Source organism: Tsukamurella tyrosinosolvens, from assembly GCF_900104775.1.
GTDB lineage: Bacteria > Actinomycetota > Actinomycetes > Mycobacteriales > Mycobacteriaceae > Tsukamurella > Tsukamurella tyrosinosolvens.
Map to the genome: position 1 here is coordinate 3,192,912 of NZ_FNSA01000003.1, position 15,573 is coordinate 3,208,484.

At 65.0% G+C, this 15,573-nt stretch carries 13 protein-coding genes and 1 pseudogene; 8 read left to right on the forward strand and 6 right to left on the reverse strand.

From position 1 onward, the window contains the following. Positions 1-10: 10 nt before the first annotated feature. Complete coding sequence (locus tag BLW32_RS17845) at positions 11-2,692, forward strand: fumarate reductase/succinate dehydrogenase flavoprotein subunit (RefSeq protein WP_068738965.1); 2,682 nt, start codon at positions 11-13, stop codon at positions 2,690-2,692. A 10-nt stretch (positions 2,693-2,702) separates the two neighbouring features. Here BLW32_RS17845 and BLW32_RS17850 read toward each other — a convergent pair whose 3' ends face one another. After that, the gene (locus tag BLW32_RS17850) at positions 2,703-3,293 is read right to left on the reverse strand and encodes a hypothetical protein (protein WP_068738967.1); all 591 of its coding nucleotides are present in this window, start codon (positions 3,291-3,293) and stop codon (positions 2,703-2,705) included. A gap of 13 nt (positions 3,294-3,306) precedes the next feature. Further along, positions 3,307-3,393, reverse strand: a pseudogene (locus BLW32_RS27925) (metal-sulfur cluster biosynthetic enzyme); the annotation flags it as partial. 346 nt (positions 3,394-3,739) lie between these two features. Between BLW32_RS27925 and BLW32_RS17860 the strand changes: the two are divergent. After that, positions 3,740-3,943, forward strand: coding sequence for a helix-turn-helix domain-containing protein (locus tag BLW32_RS17860; protein ID WP_197467573.1), 204 nt, complete (start codon positions 3,740-3,742; stop codon positions 3,941-3,943). A 91-nt stretch (positions 3,944-4,034) separates the two neighbouring features. Here the strand turns inward: BLW32_RS17860 and BLW32_RS17865 are convergent, their stop codons facing one another. Next, positions 4,035-4,598, reverse strand: coding sequence for an ImmA/IrrE family metallo-endopeptidase (locus BLW32_RS17865; protein WP_068738969.1), 564 nt, complete (start codon positions 4,596-4,598; stop codon positions 4,035-4,037). Between the two features lie 3 nt (positions 4,599-4,601). Continuing rightward, positions 4,602-4,970 carry an XRE family transcriptional regulator gene (locus BLW32_RS17870; protein WP_068738971.1) on the reverse strand — a complete coding sequence of 123 codons (369 nt, stop codon included), beginning with the start codon at positions 4,968-4,970 and terminating at the stop codon, positions 4,602-4,604. A gap of 314 nt (positions 4,971-5,284) precedes the next feature. Here BLW32_RS17870 and BLW32_RS17875 point away from each other — a divergent pair, with 314 nt between their 5' ends. The 4 genes from BLW32_RS17875 (at position 5,285) to BLW32_RS17890 (ending at position 10,109) form a co-directional block, all read left to right on the forward strand. After that, positions 5,285-6,292 carry a nucleotidyltransferase domain-containing protein gene (locus tag BLW32_RS17875; RefSeq protein ID WP_068738972.1) on the forward strand — a complete coding sequence of 336 codons (1,008 nt, stop codon included), beginning with the start codon at positions 5,285-5,287 and terminating at the stop codon, positions 6,290-6,292. Beyond that, a complete protein-coding gene (locus BLW32_RS17880; protein ID WP_068738974.1) occupies positions 6,289-7,755 on the forward strand; it encodes a HesA/MoeB/ThiF family protein in 1,467 nt (488 codons plus the stop codon). Before BLW32_RS17875 ends, BLW32_RS17880 begins: the two co-directional genes overlap by 4 nt. Continuing rightward, positions 7,752-9,572, forward strand: a complete 1,821-nt coding sequence (locus BLW32_RS17885; protein ID WP_074850683.1) for an SAVED domain-containing protein — start codon at positions 7,752-7,754, stop codon at positions 9,570-9,572. The genes BLW32_RS17880 and BLW32_RS17885 overlap by 4 nt, the downstream gene beginning before the upstream one ends. 237 nt (positions 9,573-9,809) lie before the next feature. Continuing rightward, positions 9,810-10,109, forward strand: a complete 300-nt coding sequence (locus BLW32_RS17890) for a hypothetical protein (protein WP_068738976.1) — start codon at positions 9,810-9,812, stop codon at positions 10,107-10,109. Between the two features lie 9 nt (positions 10,110-10,118). On the opposite strand, the gene BLW32_RS17895 is transcribed toward BLW32_RS17890, so the two are convergent. Beyond that, on the reverse strand, positions 10,119-10,409 hold the full coding sequence (locus BLW32_RS17895) for an uL1 family ribosomal protein (RefSeq protein WP_139286257.1): 291 nt from the start codon (positions 10,407-10,409) through the stop codon (positions 10,119-10,121). A gap of 719 nt (positions 10,410-11,128) precedes the next feature. Between BLW32_RS17895 and BLW32_RS17905 the strand changes: the two genes are divergently transcribed. Continuing rightward, positions 11,129-12,139, forward strand: coding sequence for an HNH endonuclease (locus BLW32_RS17905; protein WP_170181023.1), 1,011 nt, complete (start codon positions 11,129-11,131; stop codon positions 12,137-12,139). Between the two features lie 122 nt (positions 12,140-12,261). On the opposite strand, the gene BLW32_RS17910 is transcribed toward BLW32_RS17905, so the two are convergent. Next, positions 12,262-13,473, reverse strand: coding sequence for a DUF6161 domain-containing protein (locus BLW32_RS17910; RefSeq protein WP_074850687.1), 1,212 nt, complete (start codon positions 13,471-13,473; stop codon positions 12,262-12,264). Positions 13,474-14,466: 993 nt separating this feature from the next. On the opposite strand from BLW32_RS17910, the gene BLW32_RS17915 reads away from it, so the two are divergent. Continuing rightward, a complete protein-coding gene (locus tag BLW32_RS17915) occupies positions 14,467-15,126 on the forward strand; it encodes a hypothetical protein (RefSeq protein ID WP_068738984.1) in 660 nt (219 codons plus the stop codon). Positions 15,127-15,573 lie beyond the last annotated feature (447 nt).

Consider the following 15,573-nt stretch of genomic DNA (forward strand, 5'->3'; position numbering starts at 1 on the left):
CAGGAGTTCCATGGACATCCCCGAGATCGCCGACCGCACCCGCCTGACCTGCGACGTGCTCGTGATCGGCGGCGGCACCGCCGGCACGATGGCGGCGCTCACCGCGGCCGAGGCGGGCGCCGACGTGCTGCTGCTCGACAAGTCGCACGTGCGGCACTCGGGCGCGCTCGCGATGGGCATGGACGGCGTGAACAACGCCGTCATCCCCGGCAAGGCCGAGCCCGAGGACTACGTCGCCGAGATCACCCGCGCCAACGACGGCATCGTCAACCAGAACACCGTCTACCAGACGGCGACCCGTGGCTTCGCGATGATCCAGCGCCTCGAGCGGTACGGCGTGAAGTTCGAGAAGGACGAGTACGGCGAGTACGCCGTGCGCCGCGTGCACCGCTCCGGCTCGTACGTGCTGCCGATGCCCGAGGGCAAGGACGTGAAGAAGGCGCTGTACCGGGTGCTGCGGCAGAAGAAGATGCGCGAGCGCATCCGGATCGAGAACCGCGTGATGCCGGTGCGGGTGCTGACCACCGGCAGCGGGACCGAGCGGCGGGCCGTGGGCGCGGTCGCCTTCAACACGCGGACGGGGGAATTCGTCGAGATCCGCGCCGGCGCCGTGGTGCTGGCGACGGGGCCGTGCGGCCGCCTCGGCCTGCCCGCGTCGGGGTACCTCTACGGCACCTACGAGAACCCGGCGAACGCCGGCGACGGCTACGCGATGGCCTATCACGCGGGCGCCGAGCTCAGCGGCATCGAGTGCTTCCAGATCAATCCGCTGATCAAGGACTACAACGGGCCCGCGTGCGCCTACGTGGCGAACCCGTTCGGCGGCTACCAGGTGAACGCGCTCGGCGAGCGGTTCGTGGACTCGGACTACTGGTCCGGGCAGATGATCGCCGAGGTGCGCTCCGAGATCCATTCCGCGCGCGGGCCGATCTACCTCAAGGTCTCGCACCTGCCGGAGGAGACGCTCGGCGAGTTGGAGTCGATCCTGCACACCACCGAGCGCCCGACGCGCGGCACCTTCCACGCGAACCGCGGCCACGACTACCGCACCCACGACATCGAGATGCACGTCTCCGAGATCGGCCTGTGCGGCGGGCATTCCGCGTCCGGCGTGTGGGTCGACGAGAACGCCCGCACTACCGTGCCCGGCCTGTACGCGGCGGGCGACCTGGCATGCGTGCCGCACAACTACATGATCGGCGCGTTCGTCTTCGGCGAGCTCGCCGGGGCGGACGCGGTGCGGCACGCGCGAACGGTGGCGGCGGGCGGCGACGGCCTGGACGAGCAGATCTCCGCGGCGCACGAGCTGATCTACGGCCCGGCGCGCAGGCCCGACGGTCCGCCGCAGCCCCAGGTCGAGTACAAGCTGCGGCGCTTCGTGAACGACTACATCGCGCCGCCGAAGACGGCGCCGAAGCTGACCATCGCGATCGAGACCTTCGAGCGGATGCGCGGCGAGGTGGGCGGCCTCGGGGCGCGGACGCCGCACGAGCTGATGCGGTGCGTGGAGGTCTCCTTCATCCGCGACTGCGCGGAGATGGCGGCGAAGGCCTCACTCGCGCGCACCGAATCCCGCTGGGGGCTCTACCACGACCGCCCGGACCTGCCGGAGCGCGACGACGAGCGGTGGGGCCGGCACCTGAACCTGAGGGTGGGCGCCGACGGCGAGATGGAGTTCCTGACCCGGCCGGTGGCCCCGTACCTGGTGGCCGTGGACGAGTTCGACCACATCCCGGGGTCCGCGACGGCGGTCGAGGTGCTGGGTCCGCTGGCGGTGGCGCCGATCGGCGCGATCCCCGCCGCGGCCGAGCGGCCCGCCGTCGTGCCTGCGGTCTCGCCGCGGTTGCGCGAGCTGCTGGCGCTGGACGGCCCCTCCGTGGCGGAGCTCTCTCGTTTTCTGTCCGATCCGGACACGACGGTGCGGCGGAACGCCGTCACCTTCCTCGTCGAGGGCGCGCCGGACGGCTTCCTGGCGCCCCTCGCCGCCGCGCTCGGCGACGGGGACGCGGCGGTCCGGCGCGCGGCCGCCGCCGGGCTGATCGAGCTGGTGGAGGTGCTGCCGTCGGCGGACGGGCTGGCCGACTACCTCGGCTCCGCGGACGCCGTGGTGCGGGCGGCCATCGGGAATCTGCTGCGCTCGCTCAAGGCGGGGACGCCGGCGCAGTTCGCCGCGCTGAGCACCGACCCGGATCACCGCGTGCGGGTCGTGGGCGTGAGCGGCCTGGTCGCGCACGACGACTGGGAGGCGCTCGCGCGGGCGATCACCGACGGGAACCGGGAAGTGCGGATCGCGGCGGCCACGGGACTCGCCACGGTGGGCCGCGGCGGCGTCGACGCGGTGCGCGCCCTGGCCGCCGACCACGACCCGCTGGTCCGAGCGGCGGCCCTGGAGGCGGTCGGCGCCCTGGGCGATGCGACCGACGTGGACCTGCTCGATGCCGGCCTCGCCGATCGCGCGTGGCAGGTGCGGCAGGGGGCGGCGCGGGGCGCGGTCGCCCTGGGGCCCGACGGTGCCGTCGCCGCGCTCGAATCCGCCCTCGCCGACCCTCATCTGGACGTGCGCAAGGCAGCCGTCGTGACGCTGCGGACGTGGCCCGGGGTACCGGCGGTCGCCGTCGCGCTCACCGCCGCGCTGGACGACTCCGACGCCGACGTCCGCGCCCACGCGCGGCTGGCGCTCGCCGCGGGGTGACGACCCGCGATCAGCCGGCCGAGGGGTGCGCGGTGACCGGGAGGCCGATCTCCAGCATGCGAACGATCGACGGCGGGGTGAGTAGGCGCAGCTCCCCCGCCGGTTCGGCCGGGGTGTAGCCCTCGAAGCTCCAGCGCAGCCAGGCGCCGTTCCAGCGGAGGAAGGCGTCCGTGCCGTCGGTGACCACGGCACCGTCGGGCGGCGTCGCGGTGACGGGTGCGTTCCCGGCCCGGCGTTCCGCGCGCAGCGTGCGGTCCATCGATTTCGGGGTGTTCTCGACGTCGGGGTTCGCGACGGCCCAGAGTCGCTTGAACGCGCGGTAGTCGGCGTTGCGGCACTCGCCGCACGGGCGATGACCGGCGGCGTAGGCGGTGGCCTCGTCGAAGAGGAAGAGCTGGGTGTACTTGCGGGGCTCGGGTTGCCGCGGGGAGCGGTAGCGGCCGTTGAAGTCGAGCCGGCACGCGATCCACATGGCGTTCGCGTGCTCGCGGACGACGGTGCCGGATTCGTCGTGCAGGATTCCGCGGTTACCCAGGAAAACACCGCGGGCCGGATCGGCGACGATCCGGCCCCACGGGTCGACCCTGTTGCGCAGCGGCATCGCCGGCGCGGTCCTAGACGGTGAAGCCCAGGGCGCGCAGCTGCTCGCGGCCGTCGTCGGTGATCTTGTCCGGGCCCCACGGCGGCATCCAGACCCAGTTGGGGGAACCTCCTTGGAACCAAAATACCGCTCTGAACATGGCTTTAGCCTATCCAAAGAGGCTCACCATGAGGCGAACTACGCACAAAACTCCGCACAAAATTCGGCCACTGAAGAGGGCAGGGACCAATCAGGGGCACGTGGGTGATCCGGGGTGATAGCGGTAACCGAATCGATGGCCGATCAGGTACAGCCCAGGCCTTTTGCGGGACCACTCTCGCCTTCGTGAGGCGGGCGGCTGCTCGCTGAGCTTGCCAATCCACGCGGGACTGGATCTCCGACTTGCACTCTGTGGACTCATTGTCCGCCCATCGAAATCGTAGATACATGACCATCCGGCGCATCGCATCGCCTTCGGCGAGCGCCTCCGCGATCTGCGCCACGAGCGCGGATGGTCATCCCAGGAAGCCTTCGCGCGCCACGTCGGGCTCGACCGTACCTACATCAGCGGCCTGGAACGATCACGCCGGAACCCCACCCTCGACGTCATCGTCAAGCTCGCCCACGCTCTCGACGTGAAGCCAGCCGACCTTCTCGCGACGATCGAGTGATAGATGCGCGGATACCCGGACGGACCACATCAAGGGACCTCGCAATCGCGCCACCCGCCAGATGATCCGTTGCCCGCGCTCGCGGAGTTGGTCAGCTCGTGCTCCTGGCCCATTTGGCCCGCGATCGCTCGATGACCTTGCGAGCTCCGCTGTGATTCATCCGCCAGCGGGCGACAGCCAGGCTGACGTCGTATTCGACTGCCGCAGCCTCATCGGTGGCGTTTGCTCGGGCGAGTCGGAAGGCTCCATCGGTGGGAATCAGCATCTCGCCGGACAGCCAGTCGGCTTCTGCTTCTTGATCGCCGCCGAGCCCACACCTCCTCTCGTCTGAGAGGGATACACCAAACTGATGCTCAAGGACGACGTGGGCGAGTTCGTGACACATGGTGGTGCGCCTGCGGGCCAGCGGTTGAGCATCGTTCTCCAGGATGATCAAGCCTGTTCCGTGCGGGATTAACGCTCCCGATAGGACACTCCCGTCAGCCCTCAGAAAGTGGGAGCGGGCTTCACCTTCGAGGTCGCTGAGCTGGACGACTGGAATTCCGTACTCCGCGGCGAACGCGTAGGGCTCGAAGGGCACGTGCGCATCGAGGCCGATTTCAGATCGTAGCTCCAGCGCGAGGCGTTTCGCCTCGGTCTTGAATCCTCGCCGCACAGGTCATCCTTGCGCTCGTGCACGTTCGACGGTTGCGCCGATCACTTGTTGCAGGTACTTGATGTCGGTCTCGCTGAGGTCCTTGCGTGCGCGCAAGAGCGGCGCAAGTTGGGCCATGAGGTCAGGTTCTCGGCCGTCATCGACGGTGCTTCGCCCCTCGTGCTCGAAAAAGTCTTCAGCGGGGAGCCGGAGCCACGCGATGATCGTGGCGAACCCGTCAGTGTCGGGTTTTAGGCCGTTACCGAGCCGCGAGAGCAGTGAAGGACTCACGCCGACCTCGCCCGCCAACGAGCGCCAAGAGAGTTGACGCTCCTGACGGGCGGCATCCAGCGCAGCGTAAAGCGCGGCCGTGTTGATCGTAGTCTTGGCCATGACCCTAGTGTCTCACATCCGCAACGCCGAATCGACCTCGACGCAGAGTGTGTTAGAATTGAAACACACGACCGGATATGCAACACGTGAGGGGGGTGAGAGGTATGGCAGGCAAGCGAGGACGCAGCGCGATCACCGGGCGATTCGTCAAGCAGTCCACGGTGAAGAGTCACCCGAAGACCACGACCAACGAGAGCACCGGCAAGCAGAGCAAGAAGAAGTAGGCCGCCTGCCGCACACCAGCTCAAGTTGTCGGTGGTGTGCGGCAGGCTCAGAGCCACTCATGTGTAACCACAACGAGATCGGAGGGCCCGATGGCTCACCTCAGACAGCAGTTCAAGGATGCGCTGAGCTCTATCGAGCCCGGCGACGACAAAGTCAATGCCCCCGAAGCGCATCGGCTAGTGCGCGACGCACTCGAAGCCGACGCGAAGCTCGCCGAGTACGGCGTGAATCCCGTGCTGATCGGCTCCTACAAGCGCAACGTATCCATCAAGCGCGTCAAGGACGTCGACGTGTTCGTGCGACTCCCGGATGTCCCTAGCGATGTCACATCGAAGGACATCCTCGACCGGTTCTTCGCCGTGCTTCATGCCGAGTTCGGCACGGACCCCGATGGGCATCGCAGGACAAAGCGCCAGGACCGAAGCCTTCAGGTGTCGTTCCCCGAGTACGACCTATATGTCGATGCCGTCCCTGCGCGTCCGCACTGGGACGGAGACACTTGGGAGATCCCGCAGAAGGGTGACATGGACACATGGGTGCGTACTAATCCCGAGACCCTGACCTCCCTGTCGAGCGAGATGAACGCAGCCCACGACGCCTACTACGTCCCGACGGTCAAGCTGTTGCGTCAGACCCGCCGCTCCCTCCTCGGCGCGAAGAAGCCAGGCGGGTTCTTCATCGAGGTGGCGACATATCAAGCGTTCGCCTCCGGTCTGGTGTCGGGCAACGATCACGTCGAGTACTACGTGTCCGCTCTCGAAGAGGTCAGCCAGACTATCGACGGCTTCGTCAGCTACGGCATCGGCGTGAATGACCCCACCTTGGCTGGGCACACGATCAGCATCCGCGCAACCAGCGAAGAGCTCGATGCGGCCCGGACCCGCTTCGCTGACGCCGCGGAGTCTGCGCGCGGTGCGCTCAAGGAGGAGGATGAGGGCAAGGCGGCGCTGATCTTTCAGGAGCTGTTGGGCGAGAACGGAGATGGCGAGAGGGTGTTCCAGATGCCGCGTGGATTCAACGATGATGGCTCGAAGCGCGTGTCGGCGATTTCGGCGGGGGCGCGGGTGGTCCCGGCAGGAACGAGGACTTTCGGGTGACTGCTGCCGCGTACGACGACTACGTCGGCTACTCGCGCCAGCACTTCGAGGAAGGCTTGATCCGCGCGGGCTTCATCGAAAGCGACGATGGCTGGCGGGGGCCCATCACCCATTCCGGGAAGACCACCGACGTGCTGATCACGCTGCGGTCTCGGTTCCCGTTCCAACCGCCCCGCGTCACCCCGGTAAGCCCTGATGCCGTCGCATGGTCCTGGCACCGAGAATTGGACGGTTCGCTCTGTCTGGTCGCAGAGGACGATCACGACGGCTTGTGGTGGGCGGAAGCGCCTGCGTTCCTAGAGCACGTCGCCGCCTGGTTCGACCAAGCGGACTCCGGATGGCCAGGCGACCGCCCCGACCTCGATCTCGACCGCTACTTCGAACCGTCTGAGGATGAACGGCTGTACCTCTACGACGACCTGACCCAGTTCCGCGGCCGGTTCGTTCAGTTCCGGCCGGCGCGGAACAACACGATGCGGATCGCTGGCGGCACCAAGCCGACGAAGTACTCGAAGCCCACCAAAGTTCGCTTGGGATATCTCGCCGACCTCGGCGACGTAGACGTACCACCAAGAACATGGGACGACATATCCGTTCGCATCAAACCCACCGTCGACCTGGACCGTAAGATTCGCAACCACTCGATCACCATCCTGGTACTGACCTACCGTCGTGGCTTGCACGACGGCGCGATCACGCTCGAAGTCTGGCCGACCGTCGGCGGCAGCATCGCCGCCAGACGCCTGCGCTCAGGAGCCGACACCGACACCGCCAGAGCTGCGCGTGCGGGCCTTCTCGCCCCCGAACTCCTCAGATGCCGCGTGGCCATCATCGGCGTCGGAGCCCTCGGCTCATTCGTCGCCGACATGCTCGTGCGTTCCGGTATCCGTCATCTCACGCTCATCGACGGCGACGTCGTCATGCCAGGGAACCTCGTCCGTCACCTCGTCGGCCGCGAATCCATAGGACTGTCGAAGGTCAACGCAGTCAAGCAGCACTTGGTTACACGCGGCGACATCGCAGCCACAGACATCACACCGATGAACGAAACGCTCACCACGGGCGGCAAAGCCGCCGATCTTCTCAATAGCCATGATCTCGTGGTCAACGCCACCGCTGACTTCGCCACCACCGCACTCCTCCACGTCACTGCGCAGACACTCTCCAAGCGGATCCTCTCGGCGACGATCCAAGGCGACGGCGCAAGCTACCGAATCGATCTGCTGCCGCCGATCGATGGGGCGGACCCACTGCCTCGGACCGCCGTTAGCGCGCATCAGTTCGTGCCAGAGGTGTTCGACGCCGGCTGTGGCAGCCCGGTCTCCCCTACCCCGCCATACGCAGTCGTCGAGGCGGCCGCAGCGACAGTCCGCCACGCGATCGGACTACTCGTCGGTCGACCAGTCCACGTCGCCGGAGAAATGCGAGAACTCTCAATCAGCGCCGTAAGGAGGCCCCAGTGACTCGGCCATCGCCGAACATCGACGTGCATGCAGAAGCCCAGCAGGCCATCGCATCCGAGACCGCGAGACGCCTCCCTCTGGAGGCTGGCGGCATCCTCCTCGGATACCGAGAAGACAGCAACGTAATAGTCACCCATGCCTTGGCCATCGGCAGTGCCAAGGCAACAACAGACAGGTATGTTCGCGACGACGCCCGCGCGAATGCGCTCCTCAAGGAATTCCTCGCACCACGAGCAGCCGATGACCCGATCGGGTACGTCGGCGAATGGCACAGTCATCCCATTCCATCCGCCCCCAGTCCGATCGACATCGCTGCCATCCGCGCCGCCGCCAAAGGCAGCGATGGCCCACTTGCAATGCTCGTCTACTCGCCTGGCGCTACCGGCGAGTTCCGCGGTCTCATTGCCCGACGCACACGATTTGGCCGTACTGCGACGCGCACAGCGTCGGTCTCAGTCCCGCCGTCGCGGTTCAAGCCACTAGGTCCACTGCCATCCGGCGCTGTGCGAGGCGACGGCCCCGTCTTCATCTCCTACCGCCAATCGGACGGGACCCCACAAGCAGAGTCCCTGGAGAATCTGCTCCGCGCCGCCGGCCTCGTAGTATGGCGCGATCGCATCGACCTCCGACCAGGGACAACCACCGATCGCCTCGAACAGGCCCTGACCGCCGGGCTCTCAGCAGCCGTTCTCCTCGTAACACCGGATATCGTCGACAGCATCATCGTCCGCGAGCGCGAATTGCCCCGGCTACTCCAGCTCGATCGTGATCCAGCTTTCGGCCTGTGCATCGCCAACGCTGTCGCTCGAGGAAACAACTCGAAATGCGACTACGACGCTCCGGACCGGCTCCTCAGGCTTGCGCCAGCCCGCACTCTGGCCGACAAGAAACAGGCCAACATGCTAGAACAGGCGGGCCAAATCGAGATTGTGCGCGATCTCCTCATGCACCGCATCGAGCGACGAAAGCCCGCAATCCACGCCGACGGCCGGGACTTCACGATTCGTGTACAGAGCCGCCCAGTCGCGTTCGCGAGCGATGCCGATGAGTCGGACCTGCACCTCCGAATCAAGCCGCCCGACACCGGCCGACTCCCCTCCCCCGAAGGACTCGAATACCTGCGACGAACACTCCCGTTGACCAGTGATGCCGTTTACGCGGCAAACTCACCGCGCGTCCGCATCTCGGGTGGCGCTCACCTATCAGTCGGACTCGCCCTGGGGGCCGCGCTACCGGAGACCAAGTTGGGCAACCTCGTGGTGGTGGATGTCCAGGGCAAAACCTGGGAAGCCACTGTCCCCGAAGACGACCCGAACATCACACGGCTCAGGACCGAGATGGTCCCCCCTGGACATGGTCGAGGTGCAGGGAAACCAGATAGGGTCGCGGTCTTTGTCACCCTGACACCGGAGCCGGATCGCACAGTGTTCGACCGGCTTGTAAGTGACGACGGCGAGGGATTCTCCGAAGTGGAGATTCTCTCACTTGAGGGGTCCGAGCGCATCGACCCACGCGAGGCAGCTCGTCTCAGCATCAACATCGCGCAACGAATCCGGCAACTGTCAGCCCGCCACGGACGTGCCGAGGTAAACCTCGCCTTCCACGGACCGTTCACGATGGCCGTACTCCTCGGTCGCCACCTGAACACCCTCCGAACCGTTGTCTACGAATTGGACGGCGACATATCGCGCGGACCGTCGTACAAGCCGATGATCGCCCTCGAACCAGGCACGACGGTCGGACCGATCACTGACGTGCTCGCGAGACGCGATTCACCGGCCGAACGGCTCTCGGCCCCGAACGAAGACGCGAGCTGATAGTTCTCGTTCATCACCGTCCGGATGGACCAAACACGATGAGGAGGTGATCATGCACGCGATCAGCGCCAGAGAGGCCGGCAGGATGCTGCCCTCGCTCATCGATCTTGTGGTCGACGACCGCGACGCTGTCGAGATCGTCTATGACGGGGCAACGTCACGCTCCTGCCCCAGGCCCCGGGACGGCTCCTCCACGCTTACAACCGCGCCCGCCCGCGACACAAAAGAATCTGAGATATGGACGACCATGTGGTCACGCCGACGAGCGCGATGACACCGGAGAACTGGGCAGCCGTCATCACAAGGAGACCGGGCATGTACCTCGGTGCGGTCTCGTTCGAGCGAGCCGTTGGCTCCATCCGCGGCCTCGAGCACCCGCTGGTCGCCCGGTGCCTGACCCAGGACGACGTCTTGGCACTGCCGACGAGCCAGCACGCCGAGCTGCTGGTCCAGGGCGACGTCGCTGACGCCGAGGCGACCAGGAGGCTCGAGCCGCTGCTCGTTGAGCTGTTCGTAGCACTCGACGAAGAACAATGACGATGCCCCTTACGCGCCCTCGCTATCACTGACGAGTTGGTCGGCCGCGCCCCTGATCCTCGCCGCGAGCGTGACCGGGTCATCACCATCGAGGATTTTGACGGTGCGCTCGCGGCCGTCGGGCAACGCAACGAGCACGGAGATCTCGGGTTTCCGATAGTCGACGTCCTGGAGGACCGTGACGCGGCACGGGTAGCTCGCAGGCATTACCAGGTGCTCGACGGCGAGGATCGCGAGGTTCTTCGGATGGCGCTGGCCCTCGGGCAGGGCGTCCCACCGCAACGATGCATCTTCGGTCACGTCGGCCCCTTCCTGCGTAGAGAGCATTCGGTGGGGTTGGCGTGCGGTCGGGCTCTCCCGCTCCACCTTCCGTCGCACGAAAGTCGCTGACACGCTGCAGGATCCGGATGCGGAGCTGCGGGGCTGGCTGCGTGACTATGCGGTCAAGAATCCGTGTCACGGGTCCCGGCGGGCGTGGGCAGCACTGCGGCACGATGCGGGCCTTGGACGGCTCGTTGTCGAGGCGTCCAAGGCCCTCAGCGATTCAACGTAGACCCCACAAACGCATCCCGTCGGGCTTCCTTAACGCTATTGGTTCACGGACAGAGCTCGGCCTGGCAGAGCTACGCCCGCGCCCTTCCGGACCTCCCGGACCTTGGTGATCTCACCGGCAGCCAGGTGCGCACCTCCAGTGCGCCAAAGAAGTGGACCTGATGTACCACTCTGCGAAGAAGACTGAGATATTCGACAGGATCGCTTTGGGTTCGAAAACCACAGGGCCACAAAGACAACGGTTGTTCGATTGGTGCCGAGAATGGCTCACTTGACTGGGCCCATGATCTTCGCATGCAACGAAGCGCTGGCACGGTTTGGCGGCAGGGCGAGACGCGTGATCGAGGGCGGTAACCCGGAAACGTGGATGCGGGTCGGCGGATGATGTTCTCAGCTGCTGCCCTCAGTCGAGACGGTTACGCATGTCACCGCAGGGGTGCGGCGCGTCCGGGCTACGGTCTCTGATCATGGAGGAGTTCACCATGGGGACCTGGCCGACGACGGCCGCACGCAGTCGCCTCGTTGTCCTTCGGCTCTGGGACGGTCGATGCGGACACTGTGGCACCCAGCTCGTTCGGAACAGATTCGCCCCCACACCGCGTCTGTTCGAGGTAGACCACTACATCCCCCGCAACCCATACGGAGGTATCGACGCTCCGACCAACTACGTCGCCTCTTGTCATGACTGCAATCACGCTCGAAGCAATGGACCGGTCCCCAACCCGGCTGTGCACGCCCGGATGGCGAGGGTCAGGTCTTTCGTCAACGGCGACAGCTTCAATGATTTCGTCCGCGACAGCATGCGCATTGAGCACAGCACCAGCGACGGAGCGCTCGTGGTGACAGTCCGCTGCCTCGAACACGGCTGGCATGTTGAGAACTCTCCCGACGCGATCGATTGCTTCGAGCGCTGCACGCGCGAACTACCCCTGCGATATCGAAATGCCGAATGGTGGAGCCGATTCGGTGAGGACTCCGCGCACGTTCTGGCCGCTGTCCAGGAGTACCTGCACATCACTGGACTCAACCGCCCGAGATATTCTCGCGAGTGGCGCGGGCTTCATCTTGATCTTCCGCGATACGCCCGTTCGCCACACACCGCGCTCTCGACACTCGACGCTATGGTCCGTGGTGGACGCGACTCCTTGAGTCCAGCAGCCGAGCGATTCACGTACGGGCGGATTCCCCTCAGCGGCACTAATGATTCGAGCGCCCGAACTCGTTCGACGAGCATCGAGGTCGCCGAGGTCTTTGAATTCTGGAAGGACCATGGCGTCACGTCGATCGAGCTGCTCAAGTTCTGGATGAGCAACCAGTGCCCCACGGATCTGCTTGGACACTACTTCGATGCGGTCGATCACATTCAGAGGACCGGGGTACGCAAACACATTCTGGCCCTGTCCGAGTACACGGATCTCCCCTACTGGGATCGAGTGTGCGCCTTCACGAACTACCTCGCGCGCCACTCAGATCGATAGTTCCGAACCAAGGCACTGTGACCGCCACGTTGGCGCGATCCCCCCTTACGTCGGGCAATCCCAGCGGTTGCTTCCTCGCTCATGGAGTGACTGACCTTGTCATACTTGGCGTGTCGCCGTCATCAGGACGAGGGTTTGGCACCGTCCTTCTCACCTTTGAGCGCCTTGGTTGCCTGGTCGATCAGGGTCGAAAGTTCAAGACCAGTCGGGTCAGCAGCGTGCTTGGCTGCGTCTCGGTGTGCGAATCGGGAGAGCACGTTCTTGACCAACACGGCATCGCCGACCTGCCTCCGGGCATCAAGTCTGATCTCCTCACCGGATCCGGCATAGAAGGGCGCGAGAGCTCGCAATGACAGTGCGACATCCTCGGCGGTGTCTGCCTCCCGGAAATGCCGGCTCGATTCACGCAGGAGCAGAGCACCAAAGGTAGCGACGACGATGGCCACTGACGATCGCAGAATGGCGTCACCGACGGTGAGGTCGAAGTTCTTGCCGATGGCCTCTTTGACGATAAAGCCACCGAGGGCGACGGCAAGGACAAAGACGAATATCCCACCCCATCGCATCCCCACAGCGGTCTTTCGCTCTCGTGTCGCTCGTTGTGTCCAATCGGTAGCGCTGAGATCGCCAGCAGCGTGCTCCGCCAAGGCCTCCCCCGCCTTGGCGATCGCTCCGAGTGTGGCGATGCGAGTGAGCGCTTCGGCGTCGTTCTTCTCATCCGTTTCCGAACGGCGCGCCTTCCATGCCGCGAGAGCATCATCCCAATCAGACGAGATCCTGCTCTCGGCTGTCGAGGAGACGTCTGCGATCGCCGCTCGTTCCTGTTCGATCCGTTCATGGAGCGCATCGAGATCGGTATCGAGCTCGTTCAGCTTCACCAGTCGCTGACGCAGACCTTCCTCGGTTTCAGCGATCCGGCTCTCCAGCTCATCGAGACGCACGGTTCTGACTGCGACCTCGTCGTCGAGCAACTGCACGTACGACTGCGCCAGCCCCTTGGGCGGCGGCAGTGGCAACTCCCGCAGTGCCGCCTCGAGCTTCCACACGTACTGAGGGTTCTGCGGTTGTCGAGTAACAGATATGTACTGCCGGAACTCGGCGTCACCGATGGGCAGTTCGTTGAGTGCCTGACCGAGTTGCTCCAGCGCCGAAAGATAAAGTGCCGGTTGCGAGGTTGTCCGTGTCTTCTCGGCTTCGGTCAGCCACTCAAGAACGTCCTGGCGTTTCTGCTCAGTACCGGCATCACCGTATCGAGCGGCCTCAAGCGCTTCACGCTTGAGGCGCAGCGTCTCCCACACACGATGCTCGCGGTACCGCTGGGCACTGGTCGTCATGAACGGTTCCTCCCTCGTCTTGAGAGCTGCAATCGCACTCAGGCCTGCCACCGGATCCCGTCGACAGCCTTGTCGATATTCGCATACCGGGCCAACCAACAGGCCGCGCTGCGATGCGTTGCCCCAGACGAGGCCGCAGACTCGCAGTCCGCAGTCTCGTTCGTCGGTGGCGAGGGCGAATTCCGCACATGCCATTCCCACATCGCCTGACATGTGCTCGCACGCCGGTTCCGATGTTTTCGGGATTGAACTCGTTGGGCAGGACCATTCGGTCTGCCAGAAGGCCCGCGACCACGACTTTCCGCTCGGCATCGGTCGGTTCGCGGGCGGGCACCTTCCGCGGCGCGGTGTTGAAGCTGTCGGTGTCGAGCTTCACCTCCTTCGTCGCATCGGGAATCGCCTCTCCGGCGATGACCGTCGAGCAGCCGGCCAGGACCATCGACATGACGACGCCGATGCCGAGCAGGGTCGGCCGCCTCAACGGATGTCCCTGCCGCCAGAAGGTCCCTTGTCGGGACACAATCTCGTCAGGCTCCTGCTGACTGGACGCCTCCGCTCGAACATGCCCAGCTGCCGGTGGATGATCTCGGCGGTGTCAGAGACATCGATCACGCCGTCGTCGCGCAGCGCCTGCCAGCTCATACGCTGCCGGTCGAAGTAGTCCTCGCCCCATCGGGCAGAGCGGGCGCGTCTTCGTGCTCACTGTGTTCATCGTCCATGTCAATGAGACGCACCTGCTCAATGATCGGTTCCGAGAATCTGTGGCGAGTCGTCGACGCCTGCATCGGGGTTGATCAGGCTTGGTCGTCTGCAGGGCTACCGATCCAATCGTCGATATGGAGAGGATGGTGGGGCCCTGCGCCGGTGAACACCAAGCAACCACAACGCCGCACACAGTCGGGCAGCCGGGCGTTGCCTTCGAGTGGAGATAATGATTCGGGTGGCGTCTGCGTTTGCCACAGCACTCGATCCATGGAAAGGGTTCATCGGAGGATGTCGAGCAAGAAGTACGCGAACCTCGATCGGTTCGTGCCCCGCGAGCACGGCAAGAGCTGGGTCATGAGAGTCGGGGTGCCCGTTGCTGGCCTGCTCGTCGCGATCATCGTCGGCACGTTCGCCTTCGTGGGCCCTCGAGCGTCTGAGTACGAGGATCGTTCCAAGGAGTGCAGCACACGACTGTCGACGGTCGACCAGAAGATCCGAGCAATCAGCCGGATCAAGATCGACGATCCAGCTCGGGCCGAGAAGACCACCACTGCCAACGACGAGTTCGAGGTTGCGGACAACGAGGCCCGCTCCGCATGCCCGATGACCGAGAAAGAGTACATCACCATTCTCGACTACACGACCTACAAGGTCTCCGCCGAGCGCGCCAAGCAGTGCGCTCGAGCGTTGCCGACCGGTGGCCCCCACTGCACCGAGGAAGATTTCGACCAGGCGCTCGGAACCGTCTCCGCCTGCGCGCAATCCATGTCGATCGACGCCTCGGTGGTGAAGGATTGGTCGACAATGAAGCGATTGGGCCAGGTCATCGCGCGGTGGGCGAACTCAGATTCTCAGATCGACTCCGAGTCCTACACGCCGACCACGATCCCTGATCCGTGCGGAATCAAGGATCGCAGTGCCCCATGGCCGCCGCCGAGGTACAGCTGAACGCTGCGAGGGCGGAGCGGTCATCCGACCGTTACGTAAGCCGGTCCTGGGCTCCCCGGCGGCTTGCTCCCCTTGGTCTGCGGAGCTCCGAATGTGACTTCACTGAGGTCAGTCAGTGGCACAGTGACCCGTTGAGGAGGCCGATCACAGTGCGAGAGCAACCACACGAACGCAGCCAATCACGCGATCGCAGGCTCAAGGGCACGGCCCTGACTGCGTATGGGATGTTGCGCGGCACTGGCAACCAGGACGACATCGTCAACGCCGTCACCGCTCATGGTGCCAAACATGCTGCCGATGAACGAGCAGAGTATTCCTCTCGATGGCACCACAATGTGTCGAACACCAAAGGGTTCTGGTCCAAGCTCCGAGCGATCATCATTGGGTAGTGTCCGGACTCGCCGTTGACGTTCGCGTACAGCGAGTCGAAGCGAGTACATGCCCAGA

Excerpts from the sequence above, each read along its gene's own strand:
- BLW32_RS17870 (WP_068738971.1), bottom strand. The coding sequence starts at position 4,970 with ATGGCCAAGACTACGATCAACACGGCCGCGCTTTACGCTGCGCTGGAT.
- BLW32_RS17845 (WP_068738965.1), top strand. The coding sequence starts at position 11 with ATGGACATCCCCGAGATCGCCGACCGCACCCGCCTGACCTGCGACGTG.
- BLW32_RS17875 (WP_068738972.1), top strand. The coding sequence starts at position 5,285 with ATGGCTCACCTCAGACAGCAGTTCAAGGATGCGCTGAGCTCTATCGAG.
- BLW32_RS17850 (WP_068738967.1), bottom strand. The coding sequence starts at position 3,293 with ATGCCGCTGCGCAACAGGGTCGACCCGTGGGGCCGGATCGTCGCCGAT.
- BLW32_RS17890 (WP_068738976.1), top strand. The coding sequence starts at position 9,810 with ATGGACGACCATGTGGTCACGCCGACGAGCGCGATGACACCGGAGAAC.
- BLW32_RS17905 (WP_170181023.1), top strand. The coding sequence starts at position 11,129 with ATGGAGGAGTTCACCATGGGGACCTGGCCGACGACGGCCGCACGCAGT.
- BLW32_RS17915 (WP_068738984.1), top strand. The coding sequence starts at position 14,467 with ATGTCGAGCAAGAAGTACGCGAACCTCGATCGGTTCGTGCCCCGCGAG.
- BLW32_RS17910 (WP_074850687.1), bottom strand. The coding sequence starts at position 13,473 with ATGACGACCAGTGCCCAGCGGTACCGCGAGCATCGTGTGTGGGAGACG.